Raw genomic sequence first — 16,385 nt, 5'->3', positions numbered from 1 at the left:
GTTCAAAACACCAAAATCCCCGTGAGGGGATTGAAACTAAAAACCGCTCTCGTCTTTGTAAATTGCAAAATGCCAAGTTCAAAACACCAAAATCCCCGTGAGGGGATTGAAACACAGCCATAGGAATATACCACAAACATGCGTTCGCGTTTGGTTCAAAACACCAAAATCCCCGTGAGGGGATTGAAACCCGACAACTACTCACTTACCCATCCGGCGAAAGCGATTGAGTTCAAAACACCAAAATCCCCGTGAGGGGATTGAAACCGATTGATGATCCCCCAGATACGCCCCGTCTCTTCATCGCGTTCAAAACACCAAAATCCCCGTGAGGGGATTGAAATGGGCGGGGGGGATGGTGGGGGTTACTCGGCGGTTTTCTTCTTGGTTCAAAACACCAAAATCCCCGTGAGGGGATTGAAACACCATCTCTACGCTACCCTTCTTACTAACGCTCCTAACGTTCAAAACACCAAAATCCCCGTGAGGGGATTGAAACTCGTTTTCAATAGCCGGAATCCAGCGTCGCATCTTTTCCTCCGTTCAAAACACCAAAATCCCCGTGAGGGGATTGAAACGGAACCTTGATGCGATAGGCCCAAACCGGTATTGAAGTTCAAAACACCAAAATCCCCGTGAGGGGATTGAAACCGCAACGAAGCTCGTACCCGTCGCACAGGGTAACGGGTACGTTCAAAACACCAAAATCCCCGTGAGGGGATTGAAACCGCAACATGTGTTGCGCCGGCGCAGGGGGATTGTGACGCGTTCAAAACACCAAAATCCCCGTGAGGGGATTGAAACCGGAGAGACGCTGGAGCGTTGCGCTTGACGAGCATTACTCGGTTCAAAACACCAAAATCCCCGTGAGGGGATTGAAACGCATTACCAAGTTTGCCGAGATGCCATAATCTATGATATTCGTTCAAAACACCAAAATCCCCGTGAGGGGATTGAAACTTCATTGCGTCTCGTTTGCTTGAAATAATCAAGTCGAACGAGTTCAAAACACCAAAATCCCCGTGAGGGGATTGAAACTTTTGTAAACAATCTGCCAGATCAAATACTCGATCGTTTCAGTTCAAAACACCAAAATCCCCGTGAGGGGATTGAAACGTGTCTAAGCTTTGATCGACCATTCGGTCGATCATGCCTAGGTTCAAAACACCAAAATCCCCGTGAGGGGATTGAAACTCGGACGTTATGCATGTTAGTATTACGCAAGGTTAGTATTACGTTCAAAACACCAAAATCCCCGTGAGGGGATTGAAACTCCAAGTACTGACTTTCGTGTTGGGGATCACGTTGATCCCGTTCAAAACACCAAAATCCCCGTGAGGGGATTGAAACGCCGCAGCGCCGGCGATTACGGCGCCGGCAACGATAATCAACGTTCAAAACACCAAAATCCCCGTGAGGGGATTGAAACAGAAAAACATCCGAGACAGCGTCACGCGGTTCGACATAAAACGTTCAAAACACCAAAATCCCCGTGAGGGGATTGAAACACGACATGCCCGGGGTAATCGTAATTGTACCCACCCTCGGTTCAAAACACCAAAATCCCCGTGAGGGGATTGAAACCTCCTTGTTGGTTGTATACTTGCTTATTCCTTACGCTTCTGTTCAAAACACCAAAATCCCCGTGAGGGGATTGAAACGGATCATCCCATACCCGAACTTTCCCCATCAAGCCAAGTTCAAAACACCAAAATCCCCGTGAGGGGATTGAAACAAAACATTTGGAAATTCTGAGAGTTCTTTTTCCCCGCGTTCAAAACACCAAAATCCCCGTGAGGGGATTGAAACGTCTTTTGTTGCGTATTTGATAACGGTCAACGCTCCTTCTGTGTTCAAAACACCAAAATCCCCGTGAGGGGATTGAAACGTAGATTGACTGTGTATCCCCCAAACCCTTGAGCAACAAGTTCAAAACACCAAAATCCCCGTGAGGGGATTGAAACTAATAAAGAGCGTGGATCGTGATCCGCGAGTCTCTCGGCGTTCAAAACACCAAAATCCCCGTGAGGGGATTGAAACCTTAGTTGACATAACAATGTGAACGTTTTCACAAGCCATGTTCAAAACACCAAAATCCCCGTGAGGGGATTGAAACAGAAGAAATTCCGCCGCTTCTTTTGGTGTAGCCTCTTCTGTGTTCAAAACACCAAAATCCCCGTGAGGGGATTGAAATCGTTTTGGGACCGGGAGACGGGGGGGCCGGGGGACAAGGGGAGTTCAAAACACCAAAATCCTCGTGAGGGGATTGAAATAAGTACTTTGGCAGGGTGTTTAAACTTGAACAATACGTAAAGTTCAAAACACCAAAATCCCCGTGAGGGGATTGAAACCCAACCGTCCTGCTTTGCCTTCCGGATCGCTGCTTCTCGCGTTCAAAACACCAAAATCCCCGTGAGGGGATTGAAACACGGATGGTTACCGTACCGATTGGTAGTAGAACCTGATACGTTCAAAACACCAAAATCCCCGTGAGGGGATTGAAACTTGCCGTACCCCACCGCATAAAAATGGGAAAAATAAGTTCAAAACACCAAAATCCCCGTGAGGGGATTGAAAGTTCGTATTTGCGTACACGATAAGCGATGAGACGACGACGACGTTCAAAACACCAAAATCCCCGTGAGGGGATTGAAAGGGCATTGTTACCCAGTGCCCCCAGCTTTCGCGATTCTTGGTTCAAAACACCAAAATCCCCGTGAGGGGATTGAAAGTCACTCTTGGTAGGTTGAAGTACGGTGCAAACGCTGCGGCGGGTTCAAAACACCAAAATCCCCGTGAGGGGATTGAAAGCCGATCGGAGGACCAGTTCCCTACCTGCTGTGTCACCACGGTTCAAAACACCAAAATCCCCGTGAGGGGATTGAAAGTCAATAAGTACGTCAAATGACAAGTGCTGCCCCAACCGCTTAGTTCAAAACACCAAAATCCCCGTGAGGGGATTGAAAGCGGGTGAACTGACGGCGCAACGGTTGGGGTATGACTACGTTCAAAACACCAAAATCCCCGTGAGGGGATTGAAAGGGTCAGTATTACCACCACCACCGACCTGCAACCGATCCGCAGGTTCAAAACACCAAAATCCCCGTGAGGGGATTGAAACTGCCCAGTCCGAGCCTGAAGAAGTTCCGAACTCCGTCCGTTCAAAACACCAAAATCCCCGTGAGGGGATTGAAATGAAGGAAACCGTATTTTGTTACCCATAACCTGTAGGTCAGTTCAAAACACCAAAATCCCCGTGAGGGGATTGAAATGTCAGCGCTTGTTGTGGTGCACCACGCGATGGTGCTACCGTTCAAAACACCAAAATCCCCGTGAGGGGATTGAAATGAAGAGACGACGACGACCAGCTGGCGCCCCGTCGCAACGGTTCAAAACACCAAAATCCCCGTGAGGGGATTGAAATTCGTCGAGCATCGCGGTAATCTTCAGAGCGTTAAGAACTGTTCAAAACACCAAAATCCCCGTGAGGGGATTGAAACCTCAAAGCCGGCAGATTAATGATAATACCCTCAGTTTGCCACTGCGTTCAAAACACCAAAATCCCCGTGAGGGGATTGAAACACGTAGTAGTTTTTGTCAAACAGTGACGTTTCGCCGAAGTTCAAAACACCAAAATCCCCGTGAGGGGATTGAAATCTGGATGAGCGGAATTTGGAGGAGGAAGGCTATGGCGGGGTTCAAAACACCAAAATCCCCGTGAGGGGATTGAAACTCTGGATACTCGCTTTCCCACAACACCGCGCGTGCGTATAAGTTCAAAACACCAAAATCCCCGTGAGGGAATGGAACCCTCGGGACATCCACAAGGGGGCTCCACACGGGGGGCCCGACGGTAAGGGTTCCGAACGGCACTCGATATCGACATCACCGTCCTACACGGGGTGCCCCCACAGGCATTTCCTTCCAACCACCAACATCCCTGTGCAGGGATGGAAACGGACGGAACAGGTAGGGGTACCGGCTGGTCGCCCTGGTTCATTCATTTCGCCGGTCGCCAGGGATGAGTCCCCGATAATGTTCGTTGACACCGCTCTTGCAACCGTGTATCCTAGACTCGCCGGTGTAGCATAAGTTGATACCGTAACTATCCCACTGCCAGTTGATCGACTTGCAACCGTGTATCCTAGACTCGCCGGTGTAGCATACCTATGAAGGAGGTACCTCATGCGACCGCGTGAGCATTTTGATCAAGAATTGGAGGCCCTGCGCAATCAGGTGTTAGCGTTGGGTCAGATGGTGAGCAGTGCCCTTGATCGGGCAATCACCGCACTGGAACGAGGTGATCGTGAGTTAGCGCAGGCAGTCGTTGACGGTGATGAGGAGATGAATAAAGCGCGGGTTGCTATCGAGCAGCACGCCATTCATCTGATTGCGACTCAGCAGCCGGTGGCGCGCGATCTGCGCCGTATCATTGCTGCCATCGCGATCGGTTATGAGCTTGAGCGGATCGCCGATTATGCGAAGAGTACGGCGAAAATGATCGTTGGAAGCCCCGACCCGAATCGTGGTCCCCTCTCACCGCCGGCTGAGTTAGTCAAGTTGGGTAAGACAGCACGCGCTAATCTGGATCGAACGTTGTTGGCGTTTGGTGATGGTAGTTCCGAGGCGATTAAGGGGATCATTGAGCAGGAGGATGCGATCGATCACGAGTATAAACGCCTCAAACAGTCGTTAGTGGCACAGTTGACACCACCGGAGACCGCTGATCTGTTGTTTATTGCTCATAACTTTGAGCGTGTTTCGGATCGGGCGCTGAATATGGCTGAGAGGATGATCTTTATCACTAGCGGTGAACAGGTTGAGTTGAACGATTAATGGAAGAGGCGTATCGTAAGGCATACGGCTCTACCCCCTTTCCCTACGGTATGCTGTTAGTTTGTCTTTACTTCGGTTTCCTGGACCTCTACTTGCCCTTGGGCGCCGATTTTGATCGGCCCAAGTGGGTTGAGACTACAACTCGCGCAAAGCTCTTTGATCGCCGATAGTGCTGTTGGTGCTACCAGGAGCACCAGCCGATCATTGGGCGCAAAGATGGTGCTGCCGTTGGGAATGAGGTAACCATCGGTCCGCTGGATTTGGACGATTAACACTCCGCGTGGTAAGTTGGCTTCGATTATGGATTTGCCTACTAATGCTGAGTCAGGGGGGATGTGTGCTTCGAGAACCTGACTCGCACCGCTGACGTCGGGAACGAAGAGATGGCTGTCAATGAGTTCAGGTTGATCGGCCATAACGCCGAGTTTGCGTGCTACCCAACTGATTGAGATGCCTTGGACGAGTACCGATACCAGCACGATGAAAAAGACAAGGTTAAAGAGGAGTGGTGCATCGGGCACACCGGCCAGCAAGGGAAAGGTAGCGAGAACAATCGGTACCGCCCCACGAAGGCCTGCCCACGAAACCATAAGCAGTTGCGACAACGAGCGCCGTGTCCAGCCGAGTGCGATGAGTACCGAAAGCGGACGCGCTACGAATACCAGCCACAAGGCCATTGCCAGACCTTGTCCCGAAACTGCAGGTAGTTGTGACGGTACGACGAGTAAGCCTAACACAAGGAACATGACAATCTGGCTCAGCCACGCGACGCCATCGTGAAAATGCAAGATCGACCGCTTGTGAACGATATTGGCGTTGCCGAGCATGATCCCGGCCAAATACACCGCTAGAAATCCATTACCGCCGATAATTGCCGTGAACCCGTAGGTCAGTAGCGTAAGTGCCATCGTTAACACGATGTACAGCCCTTCTTGTTGGAGACGAATCCGGTTCACTAACCAGATCATCAGCCGTCCAAATGCATACCCGCCGGCAGTGCCGAGCAGCATTTGTAAGATGAAGGCCGGAATAAGTGCGTAAAGGGATGCACCCGGATTAATTAGCAATTGGGTGAGGCCGACGGTGAGAAAGACGGCTATCGGGTCGTTACTTCCCGATTCGAGTTCGATCAGCGGTTCAAGCCGGTGCTTGAGATGAATACCGCGGGTCCGCATGACATTAAAGACGGCGGCAGCATCGGTAGAAGAGACGATGGCGCCGAGGAGGAGGGCAAGGAGCCAATCGAAGCCAAGAATGAAATGAGCGCCGACTGCCGCGATCATCGTACTGACAACTACGCCGATATTCGCGAGGATCAAACCCTCGGCGAGAACCGGTTTGATAATCGGCCAATCGGTATCTAAGCCACCAGAAAAGAGGATATAGATCAGGGCAACGACACCGATCAGTTGTGCCAGCCCCGCATCAGTAAAGGCGATTCTCCCCGGCCCATTAGAACCAGCTAGCATACCAATCGTTATGAAGAAGAGCAGCGCCGGTATGCCGAATCGGTTGGATGCGCGCGTAGCCGCGACACTGATTGCTAGTAGTAAGCCAATGATGAGTAATAGCGGTTCGGTAGCCATACGTTGATTTCCTCATTTCATAAGTAGCATACCATATTGTGGTTCCACGACAACGTAGCCCGGTTTCATGAGTAGTCTCTGCAAGCGCCGCTGCGATAAAGCGGCGCTTTTTGTGTAATTAGAAATGGAATTTGCGTCTCAGAGGACGATATGCAATTGACAGATGTTGTAAAGCAATATTATTATTGATATAATATCTCATTATGAAATGTGTTTGTGGGAATAGCAAGGAGAGACCTGGCGAAGTCGGTGTTGTGCTGGTCGCCCTGTAGACGGTTAGGCGCCGACGTGCCGCCGGTCTCTCTGTCGTAGGTGATTGGTTATCTGCGCGAGTGATGGTCGGTTGTGATCACCTAGAGATGGTGATCGGTAGCGACCGTACAATCGCGGTTTCGGTGATATTTCATCAGGTTAAGGAGGCGGAAATGGCGACCGATAATTCCTCACGACCTTTTACGCGCTGGATATGGCTAACGGTTGGTACGCTGTCACTGAGTGTCGCCGGTTTGGGTTTGATTCTGCCTGGCCTTCCGGTGACACCGTTTGTACTGCTGGCAGCCGCTTGTTACATGCGCAGTTCGGTGCGTTTATACCGATGGCTTGTCTCGAGTCGAGTCTTCGGACCGATCATCGCTACATGGCAGCGCGAACGTGGTTTGACGCTGTCTACCAAGATCGTGACCTTTGTGCTGGTCTGGTTGATGTTAGGTGGCGCTGCCCTCTTCTTGGTTGAGAGTGTTTTTATGCGTAGCCTACTGATTGGCTTAGCACTTGTGAAGACAATCGTGTTAATTCGTCTCCGCACGGTATCATCACGGGTAAGCCGAATCTAATCATCTGGCTTGCCATTGGGTAGGGGCGACCCACCAGGCGTAGGGGTGGTGTACATCATGCCTGTCGGGGCACTCCGACTCGCGGGGATTGGAGTGGGACAGCGTAGGAACGATCCACTAGGGCGACCCGGTAGGTCGCCCATACTCGGATCTCTGGCAAGGCGATCTACTAGGGCGACCCGGTGGGGCGATCTACTGGGACGACCCGGTGGGACGATCCGTTAGGGCGACCCGATGGGTCGCTCCTACTCGCTATCTCCGGCAGTGGGTACCATTCACGAATCTGATCAATGCGCGTACCCATAGCTGCATTTTCTTCGGCTTCCGTCATCACTTCTACGAGCACCGGTAATCGGCGGAGGTTACTCTCGCGCACCGCCCAATCGATCGCCGGTCGAATCTGGTCGGGCGTCGTAACACGCACCGCCAATCCTCCCATCGCCTCCATGACTTTGCAATGATCGATCCCATAGGTAGCACCATCGTCAGTTTCATACCCTAGCCGCACTTCATAGTTCATCTGGTACGACAGTTCGGCCATACGGATTAACCCCATGTACGTGTTGTTAATCATCACCAACACGAACGGGATACGGTATTGCACTGCTACCGCCACCTCTTCCATCAAAAATTGGAACGAGTAGTCTCCCACAATGCCGACCACTTGTTGGTCGGGCCGGGCCAGTTTGACACCGGTGCAGGCACTCACTTCCCAACCGAGTGGCCCTGCCTGACCGCACACCATATAGTGGCGCGGTTTGTAGGTCTTTTGGAATTGACCCGACCAGATCTGATACAGCCCGATTGCAGTGACGAAGATGGTATCACGATCAAAATACTCGTTTAGTTCGCGGAACACGCGCGGTGCTTTAATCGGAACGTCGTCGAAATCGTCGCGACGGGTCAGAGTCTGTTTTAGATACTGCACCCGCTCGCACCATGCATCGGCTGTCCGTGGTGGGGTGTAGGTGCGTGCCTCGGCCAATAACCCTTGGAGGGCTAGTTTAGCATCGCCAACAATACCGAGATCGGGAGGGAAGACCTTCCCGATTTGCGTTGGCTCAATGTCGATGTGGATAAAGGTGCGATTACCGCGATAGACATCGAGTTGCCCGGTATGGCGGTCGGCGAAACGTGCTCCGATTGCGAGGATACAATCACTTTCGAGAAAAATCGCGTTCGCAAAGCGCTGTTGGGTCTGAATACCGACAATGCCAGCGTAGAGGGGGTGGTCTTCGGGAATTGCCCCTTTACCCATGAGCGTCGGTGAAACGGGGATTTGCAAATATTCCGCTAAGGCAACCAATTCCGACGCGGCATTGGCAATGATCACCCCGCCGCCGGGCATCAGGATCGGTCGCTTAGCGGTCAGGAGCAGCTCAATCGCCCGCCGCAAGGCTGATGGTAACGGTGCCGGGCGATAGATCGGCAAGGGTGCATCCAGGCTTGCATCGTAATCGATTGCTTGTTTTTGGACATCGATCGGGAGGTCGATCAGAACCGGTCCGGGACGACCTTCACGGGCAATTTGAAAGGCGCGTCGAAAGACCCACGGCATCTGTGCTGCCTCTTTTACCTGCACGGCCCATTTGGTCACCGGTTTGGCGATCTCGACAATATCGACAGCCTGAAACGCTTCTTTGTGCAAAGCATCGGTGCGTGCTTGACCGGTAATACAGATGATCGGAATCGAGTCGGCCATTGCGGTGTAGAGACCGGTAATCATATTGGTACCGGCTGGCCCGCTGGTACCGACGCAGATTCCGACCTCGCCGGATGCGCGTGCATAGCCGTCGGCAGCATGTGTGCCACCTTCTTCGTGGCGCACGATGAGGTGCCGAATCTGCTTGCTTTTGCGCAGAGCATCGTAGAACGGTAAGATGGCTGCTCCCGGCACACCGAAAATGTAACGCACGCCTTCGCTCTCTAACACGTTGATCACCGCATCCATCACGTTCATGCGTGGCATGGGTTTGTCCTTTCACATAGTGAAAACATTTTTCACTGACAAGGTACAAAAAATTACACCTTGGGATAACCGACGGTGAGGGCCAGCGCCGAATGGTCCAGATCGCCGTTGCCGCTCTCGATCAGGCGTTGGAAGTGAGTACGCACGAGATCGCTGAATGGGAGTGAGAGACCAAGTGCAGCGGCGGTCGTATGGATAATCTCCATATCCTTTTGATGGAGCTGTATCCGAAAGCCAGGGCTAAACTCGTTGCGCGCCATTGTCGGCCCGCGTATGTCGAGTACCCGACTCTGAGCCAGTCCACCACCGAGCACGCGCAGGATGATTTCGGGATCGATACCGGCAGCTTTACCGAGTGCTAACGCTTCGGCGGCAGCGGCAATCGTAATGGCAACGGCGATTTGGTTACAAGCTTTGACCGTCTGCCCGGCTCCACTGGGGCCGCAGTAGGTGATGGTTTTGCCCAGCGCCTGGAAGATGGGCAGCGCCCGCTCGAAATCCTCTGGCTGACCACCTACCATAATTGAGAGGGTTGCTGCGATGGCTCCCTTGTCACCCCCGCTGACCGGTGCGTCGAGCATGGCAATGCCATAGGCGGCGGCTGTCGCTGCTAGTTGACGGGCCGTTTCAGGGGCAATCGTGCTCATATCGATGAATAGGCTCCCTCGGCCCATGTGGGCGAATACGCCATCCGCTCCCTGAGCGACTCCGGTAACGTCGGGTCCGTCGGGTAGCATCGTGATCACCACATCACTTGTTCGGGCTAGTTCAGCAGGAGAACTGGCCGGAAGCAAGCCTTCGGTGGTCAGTTCATTCATTGGCTGGGGCGAGCGATTCCACACCGTGACGGTGAACCCGGCTCGGTGCAGGTTGCGCGCCATCGGTTTGCCCATCACTCCCAGACCAATAAAGCCGATCCGTTGCGTCATTGTCAGTTCCTTTCACTGCGTTTGGGGAGATGGTATTTCACCGCGCGTCGTTCCACCGAAGCTCCGCCGGATCGATAGGGCGATGCCTGTCGGCGGGGAGCCAAGCCAGACTATCGGCCAGCGTACCGGCGGGAATGAACTCTAGGCCGATGAAACCGTTGTAGCCACTAGCTGCGATAGTACGGAAGATAAAGGGAAAATGTAGCTCTCCGGTGCCGGGTTGATGACGATCGGGTGCGTCGGCAACTTGAATGTGGCCGATCTGGTCGATGTGCTCGCGAATGGTACGGGTGATATTCCCCTCCATCAATTGCATGTGATAACAATCGTACTGGTAACGGAGGTTGGGCGCACCAACGCTCGCCAGGAACGCGAGTGTCTCGGCAGTCGTGGTTAACAAGTAACCGTCGTTCTCCCAGACGTTGAGCGACTCGACCACGATCTCGATCCCGACGGCTGCCGCTTGCGCACATAGCCAGGCCAGATTCTCACGCACCCGTGCAAGTTGTACCTCGCGAGGCTCAGTTGGAACCAGTTTCCCGACCAGCGCATTCATGCGTGGGCAGCCGATCTGGCAGGCGAATTCCAAGGCGCGTGGCACGAGGGCGCGCCATTCTGCTTGACGTGTCGGGTGATTGAGCAGGCCGCGTTCACCTTGGGCGAGATTGCCGGCGGGTAAATTGACCAATACCGGTTGTAAGCCGGTATCACGCAGGCGATGGTGGATGGCGGTGAGATCGACTCCATCCGGCCACCAGAATTCGACTGCATTAAACCCGAGACGGGCCGCTGTATCGAAGCGGTCGAGCCACGGTGTGTCGCGCATGGTGAGCGAAACATTCAGGGCAAAGCGGATCATCGTTGTTTCTTTCCGTTTTGTGAAATTAATTTCCGTCTAATGGTATATAGCATACCGAGATGTGCATCGGTTGTCAAGCCCTTTCATGCACTTTCGCAAACGGCGGGGTGATGCACAGCGGTGGCGTGTGTCGGGCAGTATTGTTAAGACGCATAGCTGTCCGTCCCCACTGGACCGGATACAGTATGCGAGGTGATTCACCGGTCGTACCGTTCGCTTCTCGTAGATGGCTTTCTGCCTTGACAAGCTATAGTTTTTGGTATAGTATTCCATTATAAGGAATAACGTTTCATAAAACGGAAAATCGAATGATGCTAATGCACGAATTCCTCACTGCGTTGCGTGATCTCCTCGGTACCGAACACGTGATCACCGATCCTGTGCACCTTGCTCCATACTGTCACGATTGGTTACCCGGTGATTACCCCTTGCCGGATGTAGTGGTCAGGCCAACTGACCCGGCATACCTGCCGGCTATCGTCCGCTTAGCACAGGCCGCCGGGTTGCCGGTGGTGGCACGTGGCGCCGGTACCGGTCTCGCCGGTGGTGCTCGCCCGATCTATGGTGGTGTTGTGATCGACCTTTCCTGTCTGCGCATGATTGAGCAGATTGATATACCCAACCGACAGGTGCTGGCGCAAGCCGGTGTTATCACCTACGAATTGAGCACCGCCGTTGCTGACCAAGGTTGGTTCTATGCACCCGATCCCGCTTCATGGCAGATGTGTACGATTGGTGGCAACATCGCTAATAATAGCGGCGGGCCGCGTTGCCTAAAGTATGGAGTGACAACGAACCACGTATTGGCCTTAGAGGTGACGTTGGCCGATGGTCGGCAGGGGTGGATAGGTGATGGTACCGAGACGTTTACGTGGCATGGGTACGATCTCATTGGGTTGCTGGTCGGTTCGGAAGGAACGTTGGCGGTGATCGGGCGGGCACGGGTGCGCTTGACCCGTAAGCCCGAGGCGAATCGGGTGGCATTGGCGCTTTTTCCCGATGTTGTAACTGCGTGTGCTGCTGTCAGTGCGATTCTGGCTGCCGGCTATGTGCCTACAGCGCTCGAAGTGATGGATGCGACAACGATGCTGGCGGTTAATCGGGCACAGCAAGCCGATCTGCCTGTCGAAGCCGGTGCGGCGCTGATTATCGAGATTGATGGTGTAACCGAAGGTCTTGATGAGACAATGGCTGAAATTGAGGCGATGTGTCGTCGGTATCGTGCATTCCAGATCAGGACGGCGACCACCATTGCTGAACAAGAACGGTTGTGGGCAGCACGGCGTAGTGCGTTTGCTTCATTCCATATCTTAGCACCCTCGTTTTATCTAGTTGATACCGTTGTACCACGTACCCGTTTACCGACGATGATGGCCCATACGCAACGTCTCAGTACCAAGTATGGCTTGCCAATCGCGAATGTATTCCACGCCGGCGATGGTAATCTCCATCCTCTGATCTTGTACGACCCGTCCGATCCCGTTCAGGTGGCAAAGGCGCAGGCCATTACTGCCGATGTGTTGGCGCTAAGTATTGCTGAAGGTGGCGCGGTGAGTGGTGAACATGGGATCGGTGTTGAGAAGCGTGATTTTTTGGCTCGCCTGTACCGGCCGGCCGATTTAGCGGTACACGCGACCGTCTACGCGGTCTTTAACTTAGAACATCGGCTTAACCCGGGTAAAGTCTTTCCGGTAGGTTTTGATCCACTCGTTTTAGCAGCGGAGCGTACTGCTGGTCTTGTCACATCGCAATCGTTGGCGCGTGAGCACTTGCCTGCTGCCTTGGCCGAGGTGGTAGGTGCAGCGTATGTGTTAACTGGCACAGACACGACTGCTTATGCTGTGCAAGGTCGGTTGCCGGCATTGGTAGTGTTGCCGGCGACAACAACCGAGCTTGCCGGAGTAATGTCGCTCTGTTATCAGGCCGGCGTCCATGTGGTGCCGTGGGGTGGTGGCACACAACAAGCTATCGGGCAGCTTGCCACCGATCCTGATGTGGTTGTTGTTACCCGCCGGTTGCAGCGAGTTGTCACCTACGAGCCAGACGATTTGACGATTAGGGTTGAGGCGGGGATGACACTGGCCGAGTTGAAGCGTATTCTTGCCGCTCATCAGCAACAATTCCCGCTTGAGATCGCTGATGAGGCGCATGCTACACTCGGCGGTTTGCTTGCAACTGACACCAATGGCTCCCGCCGATTAGGGTATGGCGCGTTGCGGGATCTAGTATTGGGACTAACAGTGGTACAGGTCGATGGTACGGTTGTTCAGCTCGGCGGCCAAGTGGTCAAGAATGTGAGTGGGTACGATGTGGTAAAGCTGTTTATCGGGAGCTATGGCACGCTGGGCATTATCAGCGAGGTGTCGCTACGGACCTTCCCCTACCCACCGGCGACAGTGAGTATTGTGACCGGGTTTGCCGATCAGAACAGCGCAGTACACTTTCTCGACGCGCTAACTGCGACGCAGCTACAGCCGGTATCTGCGGTCTATCTCGATTCACGATTATTGCACACGTTGCGTATCCAGGGTAAAGCCGGAATTGCCCTGCGCTTTGAAGGTCATCCGGCGGCCTGCCGACGCCAGCTCGATGAGATGGTAAGTATTGCATATGCAGTTGGTGTCCACACCATCCTGATCGAACGAGGCACCGAGCAAGCACGGATTTGGAATCTCTGTACTCATAGCACAGCGTTGCCGCAGCGGAGCGATACGTGGCCGATCCAGCTTGCCGTTAGGCCGACCGAGTTTTGGGTTGCGTTGCAAGCGCTCATGCAAACGGTTGCCGATTACGGCGCTGAATTGACGGTAAGCGGGCAGCCGTATCATGGGTTGATCACCGGCGAGATTACCGGTGAAGCGACGGCAGTAACGGCGATTCTCACAGCCTTACTCAAATGGTGGCCGCATGTTCGGATACCGGCCGGTGTATTGCCGGATGCGTGTGCTACTCAGCGGTGGGGCTACGCAGCCGATCCACTTATTCCTGAGCTTACCGCTCGTCTAAAACGGGCCTTCGATCCGTTGAATCGGCTCAATCGCCGGTGGTGGCCGTATAGCTGCGAGCCGGTTATCGGCGCCTCAGCGTCAGTATCGTCGGTTACCGAGCACCTGATCGAGAACCATATGATAGACAGGAAAGCGGGCTGAGTCGACGTGCAAACCGCCTTCGAGTCGGTAAAAGGACAGCGGTGCGGTTACGGTGGTGGCTAGTCGCTCGCCATCACTGTACGGGATGACCGGATCATGTGTACCGTGAAATATAACTACCGGACACCGTACCTGCCCGATCCATGCATGCGAGCGAAGTGGGTACTTGAGCAGAAAGTCCGGTACCCACGGAAACTGTCGGCGCGCGATCTCTTCAACGCTGTACAATGGGCTTTCGAGGATGAGTAGTCGAGGGCGATGATGGGCCGCGAGCCACGAGGCAAAGCTGGTCCCGAGTGAGCTACCGTAGAGCACGATCTGATGTTCGGCGTATCGCGCTTGCACCCAAGCGTAGACGGCTTCAACGTCGGCGAGCAATTGTGCGTCGCTGCTAATCGAGCCGGTGCTCTGACCATACCCGCGATAATCTACTATAACGACATCATAGCCGCGAATAACGAAATCGGGCGGCTACTGCACCCCAACTCCGCAAACTACGGCCGTTGCCGTGGAAATAGAGGATAACGCCTTGGGGATCGGTAGTGCGAAACCAAAGCGTATGTAGTGTGTTGCACCTTCAACCGGAATAAACACCTCATCTGCCGGCCAGCCAAAATGGTATTGAGTACCGGGCGGATCACGTTCGGAAAAGAAGATCAGGCGTTCCTGGATTGCGTATAGTGCAGCGCATATGAGAGCGTATCCGATGGCAACAACGCCAAGCAGTTGAAACATAGGTTTCAACACCGGTAAACCTCTTTGGTCGGTAAGGAGGAGACAGATATAAACCTTCCTCACTACCGGCTAGGGCTTAGATTGCCGATGGAGCATTACATACAGCGTGGCAGTTGTATGGGTGCGCAGGGTCACACCGCAGTGTGCCGCTCGCCCAACGGTTGAGCAGCGTTCCTTTACACTGTCTCACCACCCTAGCACCATTGCAAAGATCAACGGTACCACAATCGTCGCATCCGATTCAATAATAAACTTCGGTGTATCGACGGCCAACTTGCCCCACGTAATCTTCTCGTTGGGGACGGCGCCAGAATACGAACCATAGCTCGTCGTCGAATCGCTGATTTGGCAGAAATAGCCCCACACCGGTACCCCTTCACGACCGAGGTCTTGATGCAGCATTGGCACAACGCAGATCGGAAAATCACCGGCGATACCGCCGCCGATCTGGAAGAAACCGATCGAAGCTTCGGCTGAGGTGCGCATATACCAATCAGCCAGATTGATCATATACTCGATGCCGGTGCGCACAGTATGTACGTTCTTGATCTCACCGGTGATGCAGTGGGCCGCGTACATATTACCGGTGGTTGAATCCTCCCACCCCGGTACGTATATCGGTAAATTGCGCTCCATCGCAGCATAGACCCACGAATCGCGCGGATCGATCTGATAATACTGTGCCAACTGACCCGAACGCAGGATACGGTAAATAAACTCGTGCGGGAAATAACGCTCACCGGCGCTGTCGGCTGCCGTCCACTCAGCAAGGAGTGCCTTCTCAAGTCGGCGCATCGCCTCTTCTTCAGGAATGCAGGTATCGGTCACTCGATTCATGTGACGTTCGAGCAGAGCTTGCTCATCGTGTGGGCTGAGGTCGCGATAGTGGGGCACCCGCTCGTAGAAGTCGTGTGCAATGAGGTTGAAAATATCCTCTTCGAGGTTGGCGCCGGTACACGAAATGGCGTGAACCTTGTCTTGTCGGATCATCTCGGCCAACGAGAGGCCAAGTTCGGCGGTACTCATTGCACCGGCGAGGGTGATCATCATTTTGCCGCCGTTAGCCAGATGGGCGTTGTAGGCATCAGCCGCATCGACCAACGCAGCCGCGTTGAAATGGCGAAAATGGTGTCGAATAAATTGAGTCACTGCTCCATTCATAAGAGATTATCCTTATCATACGTAGAACACGGCAAGATACTGCATTCCATCAGGACAGAACAAAACAGTCCAGCCAGAGCTATAGCAAGACGTAGCAATTATAGCATGCCCTTGATAAGCCTTCCCACCTCGTGAAAGATTTCGACTCTCTGCGTCCGTTGCGCTCTCTGCGCCTTTGCGTTACGGTGTTGGGGTGAAGGGCACAGCGATGCCGTGCCCCTATGGGTGATACCTGTGCGTGCGCAGCCGTTGCGTCCGTTGCGCTCTCTGCGCCTTTGCGTTACGGTGTTGGGGTGAAGGGCACAGCGATGCCGTGCCCCTATGGGTG

10 protein-coding genes and 1 CRISPR repeat array are annotated in these 16,385 nt (G+C 53.6%); of the genes, 3 read left to right on the top strand and 7 right to left on the bottom strand.

What is annotated here, in order from left to right; translation table 11 throughout:
- A CRISPR array of direct repeats spans positions 1-3,811; the repeat unit is 37 nt; unit sequence GTTCAAAACACCAAAATCCCCGTGAGGGGATTGAAAC.
- A 374-nt stretch (positions 3,812-4,185) separates the two neighbouring features.
- The gene (gene phoU, locus AC01ZF_RS13350) at positions 4,186-4,836 is read left to right on the top strand and encodes a phosphate signaling complex protein PhoU (RefSeq protein ID WP_424676324.1); all 651 of its coding nucleotides are present in this window, start codon (positions 4,186-4,188) and stop codon (positions 4,834-4,836) included.
- A gap of 56 nt (positions 4,837-4,892) precedes the next feature.
- Here phoU and AC01ZF_RS13345 read toward each other — a convergent pair whose 3' ends face one another.
- On the bottom strand, positions 4,893-6,422 hold the full coding sequence (locus AC01ZF_RS13345) for a potassium/proton antiporter (protein WP_424676325.1): 1,530 nt from the start codon (positions 6,420-6,422) through the stop codon (positions 4,893-4,895).
- A 425-nt stretch (positions 6,423-6,847) separates the two neighbouring features.
- Here AC01ZF_RS13345 and AC01ZF_RS13340 point away from each other — a divergent pair, with 425 nt between their 5' ends.
- The gene (locus AC01ZF_RS13340; protein WP_424676326.1) at positions 6,848-7,255 is read left to right on the top strand and encodes a YbaN family protein; all 408 of its coding nucleotides are present in this window, start codon (positions 6,848-6,850) and stop codon (positions 7,253-7,255) included.
- 169 nt (positions 7,256-7,424) lie between these two features.
- Here AC01ZF_RS13340 and gcl read toward each other — a convergent pair whose 3' ends face one another.
- From gcl to AC01ZF_RS13325, 3 genes are read right to left on the bottom strand one after another with little or no spacing between them, the layout of a single operon-like run.
- Positions 7,425-9,224: a glyoxylate carboligase gene (gcl, locus tag AC01ZF_RS13335; RefSeq protein WP_424676327.1), complete on the bottom strand. Its 1,800-nt coding sequence runs from the start codon at positions 9,222-9,224 to the stop codon at positions 7,425-7,427.
- Positions 9,225-9,277: 53 nt separating this feature from the next.
- Positions 9,278-10,153 (bottom strand): NAD(P)-dependent oxidoreductase, encoded by an 876-nt coding sequence (locus tag AC01ZF_RS13330; RefSeq protein ID WP_424676328.1) that lies wholly within the window; start codon positions 10,151-10,153, stop codon positions 9,278-9,280.
- A 37-nt stretch (positions 10,154-10,190) separates the two neighbouring features.
- On the bottom strand, positions 10,191-11,012 hold the full coding sequence (locus tag AC01ZF_RS13325; protein WP_424676329.1) for a hydroxypyruvate isomerase family protein: 822 nt from the start codon (positions 11,010-11,012) through the stop codon (positions 10,191-10,193).
- 308 nt (positions 11,013-11,320) lie between these two features.
- Here AC01ZF_RS13325 and AC01ZF_RS13320 point away from each other — a divergent pair, with 308 nt between their 5' ends.
- Positions 11,321-14,161 (top strand): FAD-binding oxidoreductase, encoded by a 2,841-nt coding sequence (locus AC01ZF_RS13320; protein ID WP_476575419.1) that lies wholly within the window; start codon positions 11,321-11,323, stop codon positions 14,159-14,161.
- On the opposite strand, the gene AC01ZF_RS13315 is transcribed toward AC01ZF_RS13320, so the two are convergent.
- The 3 genes from AC01ZF_RS13315 to AC01ZF_RS13305 form a co-directional block, all read right to left on the bottom strand.
- Positions 14,099-14,617 carry an alpha/beta hydrolase gene (locus AC01ZF_RS13315; RefSeq protein WP_476575420.1) on the bottom strand — a complete coding sequence of 173 codons (519 nt, stop codon included), beginning with the start codon at positions 14,615-14,617 and terminating at the stop codon, positions 14,099-14,101. The two genes, AC01ZF_RS13320 and AC01ZF_RS13315, sit on opposite strands and share 63 nt — an antisense overlap.
- Before the next feature lie 15 nt (positions 14,618-14,632).
- Positions 14,633-14,896: a hypothetical protein gene (locus AC01ZF_RS13310; protein WP_424676331.1), complete on the bottom strand. Its 264-nt coding sequence runs from the start codon at positions 14,894-14,896 to the stop codon at positions 14,633-14,635.
- 186 nt (positions 14,897-15,082) lie between these two features.
- Positions 15,083-16,057: a deoxyhypusine synthase family protein gene (locus tag AC01ZF_RS13305; protein ID WP_424676332.1), complete on the bottom strand. Its 975-nt coding sequence runs from the start codon at positions 16,055-16,057 to the stop codon at positions 15,083-15,085.
- Positions 16,058-16,385: the final 328 nt, after the last annotated feature.

Source organism: Chloroflexus sp. (assembly GCF_056331925.1).
Note: the sequence above shows the minus strand (reverse complement) of the source record. Positions and strands in the feature narration are given on the sequence as shown.

What these genes read in the sequence shown, in the direction of transcription:
- AC01ZF_RS13305 (WP_424676332.1), bottom strand. Translation starts at nt 16,057, where the DNA reads ATGAATGGAGCAGTGACTCAATTTATTCGACACCATTTTCGCCATTTC.
- AC01ZF_RS13340 (WP_424676326.1), top strand. Translation starts at nt 6,848, where the DNA reads ATGGCGACCGATAATTCCTCACGACCTTTTACGCGCTGGATATGGCTA.
- AC01ZF_RS13325 (WP_424676329.1), bottom strand. Translation starts at nt 11,012, where the DNA reads ATGATCCGCTTTGCCCTGAATGTTTCGCTCACCATGCGCGACACACCG.
- phoU (WP_424676324.1), top strand. Translation starts at nt 4,186, where the DNA reads ATGCGACCGCGTGAGCATTTTGATCAAGAATTGGAGGCCCTGCGCAAT.
- gcl (WP_424676327.1), bottom strand. Translation starts at nt 9,224, where the DNA reads ATGCCACGCATGAACGTGATGGATGCGGTGATCAACGTGTTAGAGAGC.
- AC01ZF_RS13310 (WP_424676331.1), bottom strand. Translation starts at nt 14,896, where the DNA reads ATGTTTCAACTGCTTGGCGTTGTTGCCATCGGATACGCTCTCATATGC.
- AC01ZF_RS13330 (WP_424676328.1), bottom strand. Translation starts at nt 10,153, where the DNA reads ATGACGCAACGGATCGGCTTTATTGGTCTGGGAGTGATGGGCAAACCG.
- AC01ZF_RS13345 (WP_424676325.1), bottom strand. Translation starts at nt 6,422, where the DNA reads ATGGCTACCGAACCGCTATTACTCATCATTGGCTTACTACTAGCAATC.
- AC01ZF_RS13320 (WP_476575419.1), top strand. Translation starts at nt 11,321, where the DNA reads ATGATGCTAATGCACGAATTCCTCACTGCGTTGCGTGATCTCCTCGGT.